General features: G+C 75.1%; 12 protein-coding genes. 9 read left to right on the plus strand and 3 right to left on the minus strand.

The genetic code is table 11. From position 1 onward, the window contains the following. Positions 1-4 precede the first annotated feature (4 nt). The 6 genes from ACRYR2_RS06720 to dxs (ACRYR2_RS06745) all read left to right on the plus strand — a co-directional run bounded on the left by ACRYR2_RS06720 (position 5) and on the right by dxs (ACRYR2_RS06745) (position 6,083). A complete protein-coding gene (locus ACRYR2_RS06720; RefSeq protein ID WP_432562065.1) occupies positions 5-589 on the plus strand; it encodes a DUF3000 domain-containing protein in 585 nt (194 codons plus the stop codon). Positions 590-733: 144 nt separating this feature from the next. Continuing rightward, entirely contained in the window at positions 734-1,336 is a 603-nt protein-coding gene (locus ACRYR2_RS06725) for a response regulator transcription factor (protein WP_432562066.1), read from the plus strand. Positions 1,337-1,400: 64 nt separating this feature from the next. Next, complete coding sequence (locus ACRYR2_RS06730) at positions 1,401-2,669, plus strand: ribonuclease D (protein WP_432562067.1); 1,269 nt, start codon at positions 1,401-1,403, stop codon at positions 2,667-2,669. A 113-nt stretch (positions 2,670-2,782) separates the two neighbouring features. Next, positions 2,783-3,205 (plus strand): ATP-binding protein, encoded by a 423-nt coding sequence (locus ACRYR2_RS06735; RefSeq protein WP_432562068.1) that lies wholly within the window; start codon positions 2,783-2,785, stop codon positions 3,203-3,205. Positions 3,206-3,289: 84 nt separating this feature from the next. After that, the gene (locus ACRYR2_RS06740) at positions 3,290-4,093 is read left to right on the plus strand and encodes a hypothetical protein (protein WP_432562069.1); all 804 of its coding nucleotides are present in this window, start codon (positions 3,290-3,292) and stop codon (positions 4,091-4,093) included. Positions 4,094-4,142: 49 nt separating this feature from the next. Continuing rightward, on the plus strand, positions 4,143-6,083 hold the full coding sequence (dxs, locus tag ACRYR2_RS06745; protein ID WP_432562070.1) for a 1-deoxy-D-xylulose-5-phosphate synthase: 1,941 nt from the start codon (positions 4,143-4,145) through the stop codon (positions 6,081-6,083). 25 nt (positions 6,084-6,108) lie between these two features. On the opposite strand, the gene ACRYR2_RS06750 is transcribed toward dxs (ACRYR2_RS06745), so the two are convergent. Beyond that, positions 6,109-6,975: a phosphotransferase gene (locus ACRYR2_RS06750; protein WP_432562071.1), complete on the minus strand. Its 867-nt coding sequence runs from the start codon at positions 6,973-6,975 to the stop codon at positions 6,109-6,111. Between the two features lie 269 nt (positions 6,976-7,244). Between ACRYR2_RS06750 and ACRYR2_RS06755 the strand changes: the two genes are divergently transcribed. The 3 genes from ACRYR2_RS06755 (at position 7,245) to ACRYR2_RS06765 (ending at position 9,917) form a co-directional block, all read left to right on the plus strand. Continuing rightward, on the plus strand, positions 7,245-7,754 hold the full coding sequence (locus tag ACRYR2_RS06755; RefSeq protein ID WP_432562072.1) for a DUF1648 domain-containing protein: 510 nt from the start codon (positions 7,245-7,247) through the stop codon (positions 7,752-7,754). Between the two features lie 13 nt (positions 7,755-7,767). Next, complete coding sequence (locus tag ACRYR2_RS06760) at positions 7,768-8,817, plus strand: FAD-dependent monooxygenase (protein ID WP_432562073.1); 1,050 nt, start codon at positions 7,768-7,770, stop codon at positions 8,815-8,817. 167 nt (positions 8,818-8,984) lie between these two features. Further along, positions 8,985-9,917 carry a cell wall-binding repeat-containing protein gene (locus ACRYR2_RS06765; RefSeq protein ID WP_432562074.1) on the plus strand — a complete coding sequence of 311 codons (933 nt, stop codon included), beginning with the start codon at positions 8,985-8,987 and terminating at the stop codon, positions 9,915-9,917. Here ACRYR2_RS06765 and dxs (ACRYR2_RS06770) read toward each other — a convergent pair. Both dxs (ACRYR2_RS06770) and ACRYR2_RS06775 read right to left on the minus strand, forming a co-directional pair. Next, the gene (gene dxs / locus ACRYR2_RS06770) at positions 9,845-11,815 is read right to left on the minus strand and encodes a 1-deoxy-D-xylulose-5-phosphate synthase (protein ID WP_432562075.1); all 1,971 of its coding nucleotides are present in this window, start codon (positions 11,813-11,815) and stop codon (positions 9,845-9,847) included. The two genes, ACRYR2_RS06765 and dxs (ACRYR2_RS06770), sit on opposite strands and share 73 nt — an antisense overlap. Before the next feature lie 116 nt (positions 11,816-11,931). After that, positions 11,932-12,303 carry a hypothetical protein gene (locus ACRYR2_RS06775; RefSeq protein ID WP_432562204.1) on the minus strand — a complete coding sequence of 124 codons (372 nt, stop codon included), beginning with the start codon at positions 12,301-12,303 and terminating at the stop codon, positions 11,932-11,934. Positions 12,304-12,479 lie beyond the last annotated feature (176 nt).

A 12,479-nucleotide genomic window follows, 5' to 3' on the forward strand; every position in this document is an offset into this window, starting at 1 on the left:
CGCCGTGACCGTGCACCGAACACCGGGTGCGCCTGGTGTCCCGCCCGCCTTCGAGGCGGCGGTGGCCGAGGTGCGCGACGTCCGCCTGCGCTCGGAGGTCTCGCTCACCGAGGTGCCCGCGCCGGCGCGGATCGCGCCGTACGCGTGGGCGGTGGCCGGGGACGTCGTGGTCGAGGACGAGGAGCTGGCGACCGGCCGGTTCATCCTGCTGCACGATCCCTCGAGCCCGCAGGAGTGGGGCGGGGACTTCCGGGTCGTGACGTACGTGCGCGCCGACCTGGAGGCCGAGCTGGGCGGTGACCCGCTGCTGGGGCAGGTCGGGTGGTCCTGGCTGGAGGAGGGGCTGGCCGCGGCCGGCGCCTCGGCCAGCGGGGTGGGTGGCACCGTGACGCGGGTGCTGTCGGAGGGCTACGGCGCGCTGGCCGGGCGGCCGCCGTCGGTGGACGTGGAACTGCGGGCGTCGTGGACGCCGGGCGATCCGGCGCAGCTGAGCGCGCACCTGCAGGCCTGGGGCGTCCTGGTGTGCACGGTGGCGGGCCTGCCCCCGCTGCCCGAGGGCGTGGTGTCCCTCGGCCGCCGCACCCGCTGAGCCGGGCCGTTGGGCCGTCCGGCTGACGAGCCGTGCGGGCGATCACGAATCGTTCAAGGCGCATCCTCCGAAGGCCGATCACCTCCTCAGCACTTCAGAGGCGGGCCGCACACGGCGCTCGCCGATCGCTGCAGGAGGACGACGGTGACTGCGCTCGTCGAACGCCCCGGGATGGCTGTTCCTTCCCGTCTCGGCCGCTTCGCGGCCCTGGTCGCTGTCGCGGACCCCGCGGTCCGCGAATCCGTGACGCGCACGCTGCGCATGCTCGGCGCCGTGAACGTCGAGCACGCCACCAGCGTGGCCCAGGCCCGCGCCATGGCCCGCACGGGCCCGCGGGCCCTGTTCATCGCCGACGCCGGCCTGCCGGACGGTTCCGGTGCCCAGCTGGTCTCGGAGCTGCGCGCGGCGGGCTGGAACCGCTGCGTCGTGCTGTCCTCCAACGCCGACCCGTTCGCCGTGCGCGGCGCGGTCGCGGCCGGCGTGCGCTGCTACCTGGTGACGACCCGCCCCGAGGGCGTCGGGTTCGAGGGCCGCGGCGGGGAGTCCGGTGTGGACTCGCTGTCCGAGCGCGAGATCGAGGTGCTCCAGCACGTCGCCGACGGCCGGTCCAACAAGGACACCGGCGCGCTGCTGGGGCTGTCCGCGCTGACGGTCAAGAGCCACCTGGCCCGCATCGCCCGCAAGCTCGGCACGGGCGACCGCGCCGAGATGGTCGCCATCACCCTGCGCGCCGGCGTCATCCAGTGATGCGGTGACGTTCCGGTGACGATGCCGTGACTCGCACGCACCACCCGTCACGTACGGTGGTGCGGTGACATCCACCCCGACGGAGCCGGACCAGGTGCAGGAACCTGAGCTCCCGCTCCTGTCGGCCCCCGCCGACGGCCTGCCGCCCGTCGTGGCCGACGAGGCCGCGCTGGCGCAGGTCGTCGCTGCGTTCGCGGCCGGCACCGGGCCGGTCGCGGTCGACGCCGAACGGGCCTCGGGCTACCGCTACGGCCAGCGCGCCTTCCTGGTGCAGCTGCGCCGCGAGGGTGCGGGGACGGCGTTGATCGACCCGGCGGCGCTGCCGGACCTGTCCGCCCTCGGCGAGGTCCTGGCCGACGTGGAGTGGGTGCTGCACGCGGCGAACCAGGACCTGCCGTGCCTGGCCGAACTGGGCATGCGCCCCAGCAGGTTGTTCGACACCGAGCTCGGTTCCCGCATCGCCGGGCTGCCGCGGGTGGGCCTGAGCGCCGTCCTGGAGGAACTGCTGGGCCTGCGGCTGGCCAAGGAGCACTCGGCGGTCGACTGGTCGACCCGGCCGTTGCCCGAACCCTGGCTGAACTACGCCGCCCTCGACGTCGAGGTCCTCGTGCAGTTGCGCGACGCCCTCGCCGAACGCCTCGCCGCGCAGGGCAAGCTCGACTGGGCGCTGCAGGAGTTCGCCCACGTCGCGGCCACTCCCCCGCCGGTCCCGCTCGCCGAACCGTGGCGCCGGGTCTCGGGCCTGCACGCGGTCCGGTCGCGGCGGCAACTGGCCGTCGTGCGTGAGCTGTGGCTGGCCCGCGACGCCGAGGCGCGACGCAAGGACACCTCCCCGGGGCGGCTGCTGCCGGACTCGGCCATCGTCGCCGCGGCCCGGGCCCTGCCCCGCACCCCGCAGACGCTGGCCGGCACCCCGGGTTTCACCGGTCGCGCCTCGCGGACGAAGCTGACCACGTGGGCCGAGGCCGTCGCCCGCGGCCTGGCCACGCCCGAGGCCGACCTGCCGGCCCAGTCCCCCCGCAGCGACGGCCCGCCGCCGCCGCGGGTGTGGGCGGCCAAGGACCCGCTGGCCGCGGCCCGGCTGAGCGCCGCCCGCGCCGCGGTGACCTCCATCGCCGAGCAGCACGGCCTGCCGGTGGAGAACCTGCTGCAGCCGGACGCGCTGCGCCGGGTGGTGTGGACGCCGCCGGAGCCGCTGGACGCCGCCGGGGTGCGCGCCGCACTGGCCGCCCGCGGAGCGCGGCCCTGGCAGCTGGACCTGGTCAGCGGCCCGGTCGCCGAGGCGGTGCTCGCGGCGCGCCCCGAGGAGAGCGCCGACTCCCCCACCGGCTGAGCGTCCTGGCACCTCCGCACACGTCTCGAATTGCCGGACGGGCCCGCGTGCGTCAAGGTCGGAACCACGTCACGAAGTGGTGACGTCAGGTGTCGAAGGCGACGGAGGTGGACGTGGAGCGTCTCACCCTGGACGAGCAGTTGTCGGCGGCCGCGATGGCCCGGCACTGGGTGTGCGAGCACTGCCCCGACGAGCACCTCCCGGCCGCCCGTCGCTGGATCGCCGAACTGCTCACCAGCGAACTGGTCCGCAACGCCGTGCAGCACGGACGGGGTCCGGTGGTGCTGTCGCTGACCCACGACGAGGAGGGGATCCTCGTCGGCATCACCGACAGCGACGACGGAACCCCCCGGCTGCGCGACCAGACCCCCCAGGCCACCGAGGGCCGCGGCATCGCCCTCGTGGACGCGCTGGCCACCACCTGGGGCGTCTACAGCAGCGAGGACTCCCCGGCCGACGACGACGGCGGCTGGCCCCGGCCGCGCGACGAGGGGTCCTCGGGCAAGACCGTGTGGTTCCACCTCGCCGCCACCTGAGGGGTGCTCACCGGAGGTGGCCGACTGGCCCGTCCGGGGGAAGCCGAGGGGGAGGCGGCCCCGCGCTCGCCTACCGTCGGTGAGGTGAGCACCGATCAGCCGCGCCCCGTCCGGGCCGTCCTGCGACGCAGCGTGCTCGCCGCCAGCGTCCTGGACGACCTCGACGTCGACCTGGACGACGACGGCGTGCGGATGCCGGGCTGCGCCCCGCTGCAGTGGGCGGACCTGGCGCGGGCCGCCGGCGAGGACTCGCCGCAGGAGGCCGTCCGGCTGCGGGTGGCCGACCTGCTGCACGCCCACCTCGAACTGCACCGGTCCCGCGCGCGCGTCGTCCCGCTGGCCGTTCCGGTCGGCGCCGACCGGCACCCGCGGTTCGGCTGGTCGCACCGGGAGTTCCTCGGCGGCGCCGTGCACCTCGGGCTCGGCGTCGTCGTGGTGCGGGGGCGCTCCGAACGGGCTCTGCCGCTGCCGGTGGTCTCGGCCCGGGCGACCGGGCGTCCCGCCCAGCCCGGCGCGCAGGACCTGGCGCGGCTGGAGGAACTCGGCGACCTCGTCGTGCAGCGGCTGCGCCGCGACGCCTGCGGCCGCGGGAACGGCGTCCTGCGTCCGGTGGGTGGCTGTGACGTGCCGACCCTGCTGACCGCGGCGACCCTGCGTGAGCACCTGGTCGCCGAGACGGAGGGGTCGGTGTTCCGCGCCGTGGCGGTCCCCGACCGCACCCGCGGCTGGTTCGACCTGGCCCGCATCGATCCGGCCTACGTCGGTGCGGCGTGGACGGCCACCGACCCCGCCTCGCGCGGGTTCCGGCGCGCGGTGTTCGTGACCCGCTCGGAGGTGGCGCTGGCCCCGACGAGCCCGCGCCTGGTGGAGAACGTGCTGGCAGACTGACCTGGCTGTGCCCGCAAGTCGTGGTGCCCGCAAGCCGAGAGGAGCACTCGTGAGCCTGCTCGAGTCGATCCAGTCCCCCAGCGACCTCAAACGCCTCTCGCACCCCCAGGTGCTCGAGCTGGCCGCCGAGATCCGCCGGTTCCTCGTCGCCGAGGTCGCCAAGACCGGCGGGCACCTGGGCCCGAACCTGGGTGTGGTGGAACTGACGCTGGCGATGCACCGGGTGTTCGACTCGCCCAAGGACCCGTTCGTCTTCGACACCGGTCACCAGTCGTACGTGCACAAGCTCGTCACCGGCCGTCAGGACTTCTCCCGGCTGCGCGAACGGGGCGGCATCGCCGGCTACCCGCAGCGCAGCGAGTCCGAGCACGACATCGTCGAGTCCTCGCACGCCTCCTCGTCGCTGTCGTGGGCCGACGGCATCTCCCGCGCCTTCCAGCTGCGCGGCCAGACCGACCGGACGGTGGTGGCCGTGGTGGGCGACGGCGCCCTGACCGGGGGCATGACGTGGGAGGCGCTGAACAACATCTCCCACGACAACGACCGCCGGCTGGTCATCATCGTCAACGACAACGGCCGCTCGTACGCCCCGACGATCGGCGGGATGGCCCGGTACCTGAACTCGGTGCGCACCCGCCGCGAGTACCGCACCCTGCACGAGAAGAGCCAGGCCGCGGCCAACCGGTTCGGCGCCGGCGCCCGGGCCGTCTACCGCGGTCTGCGCGGCGGCACGCACGGTTTCCTGGCGCGGTTCACCGGCAACGAGGCGCTGTACTCCAACCTCGACGTCAAGTACATCGGGCCCGTCGACGGGCACGACCAGCAGGCGGTGGAGCAGGCCCTGGAACAGGCCCGCGACTACGGGACCCCGGTGATCGTGCACGCCATCACCGAGAAGGGCCACGGCTTCGAGCCGGCCCTGCGCGACGCGGCCGACCAGTTCCACGCCGTGGGGCGCATCGACCCCACGACCGGAGAACCCCTCGAGGCCTCCTCGGGCCGGTCCTGGACGTCGGTGTTCGCCGACGAACTCGCCGACGTCGGCGACCGGCACCCCGAGGTCGTCGCGATCACCGCGGCCATGTTGCGTCCCACCGGGTTGCACCGCTTCGCCGAACGCCACCCCGACCGGGTGTTCGACGTGGGCATCGCCGAGCAGCACGCGGTGACGACCGCCGCCGGCCTGGCCTACGGGGGTCTGCACCCGGTCGTGGCGCTGTACGCCACGTTCGTCAACCGCGCGTTCGACCAGGTGCTCATGGACGTCGCCCTGCACCGGGCCGGTGTCACCTTCGTCCTGGACCGCGCCGGCGTCACCGGACCGGACGGCCCCAGCCACCACGGCATGTGGGACCTGGCCCTGCTGCAGGTCGTTCCCGGCATCCGCATCGCCGCGCCGCGTGATGCCGCCACGCTGCGCGAGGAACTCGCCGAGGCCGTCGCCGTCGAGGACGCCCCCACGGTGCTGCGCTTCCCGCGCGGCGCGGCGGGACCGGACGTTCCGCGGTCCTCGCGGTTGCCCGACGGGGTCGACGTGCTGTCCGAGGCCGCCGACGGCGCCCGCGACGTGCTGCTGGTCGCCGTCGGGGCGATGGCCACGACCGCGCTGGAGGCGGCGGCCCTGCTGCAGGCGCAGGGCATCGGCGCGACCGTGGTCGACCCGCGCTGGGTGGTGCCCATCGCCACCTCGCTCGTCGAGCTCTCGCGCGAGCACCGTCTGGTGGTGACCATCGAGGACGGGGTGCGGGTCGGTGGCATCGGCACCCGGTTGCGGCAGGACCTGCGCGCCGCCGACGTCGACACCCCGGTGACCGAACTCGGGTTGCCCGACGAGTTCCTCGAGCACGCCTCGCGCGGGCAGATCCTCGCCGACGCCGGGCTGACCGCCCAGGCCATCGCGCGCGACGTCATCGACCAGGTGATCGGGACGAAACTGCCGCAGGCCCGGCCGCTGCGGCCGTCCCAGTTCTCCGAGGGGCGCGGGCACTAGGGCGCGCGGGGTTCTCGCCCACCCGTCAGTCCAGCAACGTCCGCAACCACCAGCCGGGCGCTCCGCGGTAGTCCTCGGGAGGATCGGGCCAGGCCTCCAGCGCACGTTCCCAGCTGTGGGCGCGGGTCACCCGGCCCAGCCGCACCCCCAGTTCGACCGCCCGGGCCGCGTCGGCGTCGGCCAGTTCCGGCCAGGCGGACAGGTAGGCCTCGCGGGCCGCTGCACGGCCCTCGCGCAGCTCCGGCACGTCGAGGGCCACCAGCAGGCTGGCGAAGGGGTGCCCGACGCACGCGTCGCCCCAGTCGAAGGGCCGTCCGCCGCGCTGGAAGACGTTGCCGTCGTGCAGGTCGTCGTGCTGCAGCGTCGGCGAGGGGCCCAGCTCGGTGAGTTCGGCCGCCTCCTCGCTCACCCGGGACAGCACCGCGAGGGCCTCCGGAGCCCACCGGTCGGCGAGCCCGGCGAACACCGCGGGCAGCGTGGCCGGTCGCAGGTCCGGCACCCCCAGGGCCACGAGGTCGTCGGCGTGCGCCTCGGTGGCCCGCTGGGTCCGGGCGTACCCGACCAGCACCTCGGCCCACCGGCGGGCGGCGGCGGCGGGTGGCAGGGGAACCTCCCGGACCGTCGGCCCGCCGTCGGGCAGCAGGATCCAGCCCTCGTCGGGTTCCACGGCCAGTGGGACGAGCGCGTGCGGAACCTCCCAGCCCGCCAGCGCGTCGAGCAGCAGCACCTCGTGCCGGGTCAGCGGTGGGCAGGCCTTCAACCACACCGGGCCCGAGGCCGTCGCGATCCGCCACACCCTCGACCACGGGCGGTCCTTGACCAGTTCGACCTCGGCGGACGGGCCCGCCGGCCCACCCAGGACCGACAGGGCCCAGCGCACAGGGGCGTCCACGCGCCCAGGATGCCACCGGCGCGTGACGCAGGCGGGAACCAGCGCCGGGCAGCGGCTCACCTCCCGGGGCCGGGTCGCTCGGAGTTTCCTCGACGCCTGCGACGACGCCGCCGGGATCTGCTGCAGCGGGGGGCAGGGCGGGGTCACGGCGTCCGGCGCGGGCGCTCGATCGACTGCGCGGTGCCGTGGTCGACGAGAGCGGACCCGGCGCCTGACCCGCCCCGCCCCGGGGCACCGCCACCGCGGGCGCGGTGGCTACCGTGGAGCAGGTGCCGAGGCCCCGCCGAAACCCTGCGCTGCCGGTCTTCGTCGGCACGACCGTGCTGGCGTTCGCGGCCGTGGTGCTGGCCGCGTTCCTGTTGCCCGACCGCGTGCCGACGCACTTCGGCGGCAGCGGCGCGGCCGACGACTGGAGCAGCCGTGCGGGGGCGCTCACCTTCCTGAGCCTCCTGACGGCGGGGATGACGGCGTTGTTCGCGGGCCTGGCGTGGTGGATGCCGCGCGTGGGCTGGGAGTGGGTCAACCTGCCGGCCAAGCAGCGGTGGGCCGAACTCGGTCTGCAGGACGAGGTCCGGCGCCGGCTGCGCACGGACGTGCTGTGGACGGGTTCGGCGATGTCGCTGTTCGAGATCGCCGTGACGTCCGCAGTGGTCGACGCCGCGCGTTCGGGAACCGACCGGTTGCCGGGGTGGGCCCTGGTCGCCTTCGTCGTCTGGCTGGTGGTGTTCGTCGGGTACGCGGCCTCGACGCCGCTGCGGTACCGGCCACCCGCGGGCTGAGTACCCTCGCCGTGTGCGAGGACGTGCGGTGGTCGTCGGCGCAGGCATCGCCGGCCTGGCCGTCGCCCGGGGGCTGGTCGCGGGTGGCTGGGACGTGCAGGTGCGTGAACGTGCCGGCGCACCGCCGGGCACGGGAGCCTCGCTGGGCATGTGGCCGCACGCGGTCACCGCGCTGGAACGGCTGGGGCTGGGCGAACTCGTCCGGCACGGAACGGTGGTCGCGGCCTCGGGTGAGTTGTTGCGGCCCGACGGCCGGCGCCTGGCCCGCGTCGAGCCGCCGGGGGCGATGCGCCTGGTCGGGCGCCCCGACCTGCTGTCCGCGCTGGCCGACAGCCTGCCGGACGGGGTCGTCCGGTGGGGTGTGCGGACGTCCTCGGTCGCCGGACTACCGGCCGCCGACGTGCTCGTGGCCGCCGACGGGATCGGCAGCGTCGTGCGCCGCGAGGTGTTCGGGCCCGCGACGGCGCCGCGCGGGCTGGGCACCGTCGCGGTGCGCGGCACCGCGAACCTGCCGCGCCCGGACCTGAGCGAGACCTGGGGCGAGGGACGGATGTTCGGCCTGACCGCCCGGGTCGACGGGCGCACCAACGTGTACGCCTGCTTCCGCGGCACGCTGGCCGCACCGGCCGAGGCCGCCGATCCGGTCGCGCTGCTGCGGCGGGTGTTCGCCGGCTGGCACGAGGCGGTGCGGGCGGCGATCGAGACCCTGGACCCGGCTTCGCTCGACGTGCGAGCCCTGCAGGACCTGCGTCCGCTGCCCCGCACGACCCGCGGGAACGCCGTCCTGGTCGGCGACGCCGCCCACGCCATGGCACCCAACCTGGGCCGCGGCGCCTGCGAGTCCCTCGTCGACGCGGTCGTCCTGGCCGACCGCTTGAACTGCGCCCCCGACGTGGCCACCGCACTGCGCGCCTACGACCGCGCACGGCGCCGTCCGACCGCGCGGCTGGTGAGGATCTCGCGCCTGCTGAACCGGGCGAGCACCGCCGAGCACCTGACCGGGTTGCGCGACGGTCTGCTCGCGGCCGCCGGAGGAGTTCTCGCGGTGGGCTCGCGCCAGTAGTTCCGGCGGGGTGCAGGTGCGGGTGGTGGCGGAGTTTCCGTGCCCGACGGGCTCGTGGACCTCCGGGAGTGACCGCGTAGGGTCACCACATGCGTACCAAGAGTCATATGGCGGTTGCCGGAGGTGTGCTCTGCGCCCTCCTGCTCGGGGCGCAGCCGGCACAGGCGGTGAGCACCCCCTTCGCCTACGAGGGCACGGTGCGCGCCGCCGGCGGCGACCGGTACGCCACGGCCGCCGCCCTCTCGCGCGGTTCCTTCGCCCCCTCGCCCGGCTCGTCGGTGTTCCTCACCAGCGGCGAGGACTTCGCCGACGCCCTGGCCGCCGGACCGGCCGCCGCGGTGGAGGACGCGCCCCTGCTGCTGACCGCCGCCCGCACGCTGCCCGAGGCCACCCGCGCCGAACTCACCCGGCTGCGACCGGAGCGGGTGCACGTCATCGGCGGCGTCGGCCGGGTCGGGGAAGAGGTGCTGGCCGCCGTCCGCGCCGTGCTGCCGGGGGCGAGCGTGGACCGCACCGCCGGCGGGGACCGGTACGCCACGGCGGTCGCGGTGGCCCGCACGTTCTTCCCCGGGCAGCAGGACTCCTTCGTGCTGGCCCAGGGGAACGCCTTCGCCGACGCCGTCTCCGGTGCGGCCCTGGCCGGCGGGCGTGCCGAGCCCCTGCTGCTGACCGCACCCACCGACGTGCCCGACGTGCTCGCCTCCTGGCTCAGCGACGTGGACGCCGGGCGGGTCACCGTCGTCGGCGGCACGAGCTCGGTCCCGCAGGAGGTGGTCCGCGAGGTGGACCTGTTCCTGTCCGCGGTCGACGCGGTGCAGCGGCTGGCCGGCGGCGACCGGTACGAGACCTCCGCGGCCGTCGCCCGCAGCGGTCACCCGGAGGCGGAGGTGGCGGTGTTCGCCACCGGCCAGAACTTCCCCGACGCCCTGGCCGCCGTACCCGCAGCGGCCGTCAACTCCGCACCGCTGCTGCTGGTCCCGGGAACCTGCACGCCCGCGAGCACCGGTGCCTACCTGAGCGCGAACACCTACCTGCGCGGGACGATCGTCGTCGGCGACGAGGGCGTGCTCACCGCCTCCTCGACCGGGCGCACCTGCTGAGTGGCCTCGGCCCGCACCCCGGGCAGGCCCTGGGCGACGGCCTCGACCAGGGCGCGGGCGACGTCCTGCGGCGCCAGACCCACCTCGTCGAGGATGTCGTCGCGGGTGCCGACGTCCAGGAACCGCTGCGGCAGGGCGAAGACGTGCACCGGGGTGGTGAGGCGCCGTTCCCGCAGCAGGGCCGCGAGCGCCCAGCCGAAACCGCCGACCTCGCAGCCGTCCTCGAGCACGGCGACGTGCCGGTGCCGGGCGGCCAGGTCCACGAGCGCCTCGTCGACCGGGACGACCCAGCGGGGGTCGACGACGGTCACGCCGACGCCGTGCGCGCGCAGGCGCTGCGCCACGTCCAGCGCCCGGGGCACCAGGGCGCCCACCGCCAGGAGCAGGACGTCGTCGCCGGCGGCCCAGTCCAGGCCCTCCAGGACGTCGGCCTGCCCGGCCCGCGCGATCGCGGGGATCTGCGCGGGAACCTTGCCCTTGCCGAACCGCACGACCGTGGGAGCGTCCTGGACCGCGAGCGCCTCACGCAGTTCCTCGCGCAGGGTGACGGCGTCGCGGGGGGCGGCCAGCCGCAGTCCCGGCACCAGCCGGCACATGGCCAGGTCCCACATGCCGTGGTGGCTGGGGCCGTCGGGGCCGGTGACCCCGGCGCGGTCGAGCACGAAGGTCACCCCGGCGCGGTGCAGGGCGACGTCCAGCAGCAGCTGGTCGAAGGCGCGGTTGAGGAACGTGGCGTACACGGCCACGACCGGGTGCAGTCCCCCGGCGGCCATCCCGGCCGCCGAGGTCACGGCGTGCTGTTCGGCGATGCCGACGTCGAAGACGCGTTCGGGATGGGCCCGGGCGAACTCCTCCAGGCCCACGGGGATGCGCATGGCGGCGGTGATGCCCACCACGTCGCGCCGGGTGGCGGCCACCTCGACGATCTCGTCGGAGAACACGCTGGTCCACGACCGGCCGGAGCTGGCCTGCGCCTCCCCGGTCTCGGGGTCGATGACGCCGACGGCGTGGAAGTGGTCGGCGTCGTCGGCCAGGGCCGGCTGGTAGCCGCGGCCCTTCTGGGTGATGACGTGCACGATGACGGGTCCGCCGAAGGAACGGGCGCGGCGCAGGGCGTGCTCGACGGCTTCGGTGTCGTGGCCGTCGACGGGGCCGACGTACTTCAGGCCCAGGTCCTCGAACAGCCCCTGCGGGGCGACGATGTCCTTCAGGCCCTTCTTCATGCCGTGCAACGTCTCGTAGGCGAGCCGGCCGGGGGCGCCGCCGCGGCGGAGCGACTGCTTGCCCCAGTCCAGCAGCTTCTCGTACTCCCGGGTGGTGCGCAGGGTGGCCAGGTGCGAGGCCATGCCGCCGATGGTGGGGGCGTAGGAACGTTCGTTGTCGTTGACGACGATGATGACGGGGCGGTCGGCGGCGGCGATGTTGTTCAGCGCCTCCCAGGCCATCCCGCCGGTCAGGGCGCCGTCGCCGATGACCGCGACGACGCGCCGGTCGTTCTCGCCGCGCAGCTCGAAGGCCTTGGCCAGCCCGTCGGCCCAGGACAGGGACGTGGAGGCGTGGGAGTTCTCGACGACGTCGTGCTCGCTCTCGGCGCGGCTGGGGTAGCCGGCGAGGCCACCGGCCTCGCGCAGCCGGCTGAAGTCCTGCCGGCCGGTGAGCAGCTTGTGGACGTAGCTCTGGTGGCCGGTGTCGAAGACGAGCCGGTCGTGCGGGGAGTCGAAGACGCGGTGCAGGCCGATGGTCAGTTCCACGACGCCGAGGTTGGGACCGAGGTGCCCGCCGGTGCGGCTGACGGCGGCGACGAGGAAGTCGCGCACCTCGCCGGCCAGCGTGGGCAGCTCCTCCGGGGCGAGGGCTTTGAGGTCCTGCGGCCCCTGGATCTTCTCGAGCAGCCCCATGCGGGGTGGCCTCCTGTGTCGCGGCGGTGGAGCGGACGGACTCGGGCGAGTGTAGGAGCCCCGGCGAACGGCAGCGTCCCGAACCCGCCCGGGCGGCTCAAGCGTTCACCAGCGGCTCACAGTCGGGGCACGAACCTCTTGCCCTGCACGGCCTGGTGCAGCAGGTCGACGGCACGAGCGACCCGCCGCAGCCGCAGTTCCTCGCGGTCCAGGACGTCGAAGACCTGCGGTGCGGCCTCCGGCGGCAGGTGCCGGGCCAGGTCGTGGCGGGCGGTGCTGCGGGCCCGGGTGACGGCGTCCTGCTGCGCGGCGACGTGGTGGCCGACCAGCCAGACCAGCAGCAGGGGGTGGTTGCGGACGGCGGGGTAGGTGCGGTACTCGGGCGGCGCCTGGTCCAGCAGCCACGCCGCGGCCGGGACCTGCCAGTCCTCCACGTCCGGGGGCGGGACCTCCTGCGGCCACCCCGGTGGTCCGTGCCGCCTGCTCATCTCGAACACACGTTCGAGAGTAGACCGCCGTGACGGGTCCCCGTGTCGTGAGGCAGGACATCGGTGAAGCTTCCAGCCGTCGTGGTGGTGACACCTCCCGGCCGCGCGGCGCTGCCCTGGTGCAGTTCGCCGGTCACCGCGGAGCGCGCGGACCTCACCTGTGCGGCAGGCTCCGC

The organism is Kineococcus deserti (genome assembly GCF_050871945.1).
GTDB lineage: Bacteria > Actinomycetota > Actinomycetes > Actinomycetales > Kineococcaceae > Kineococcus.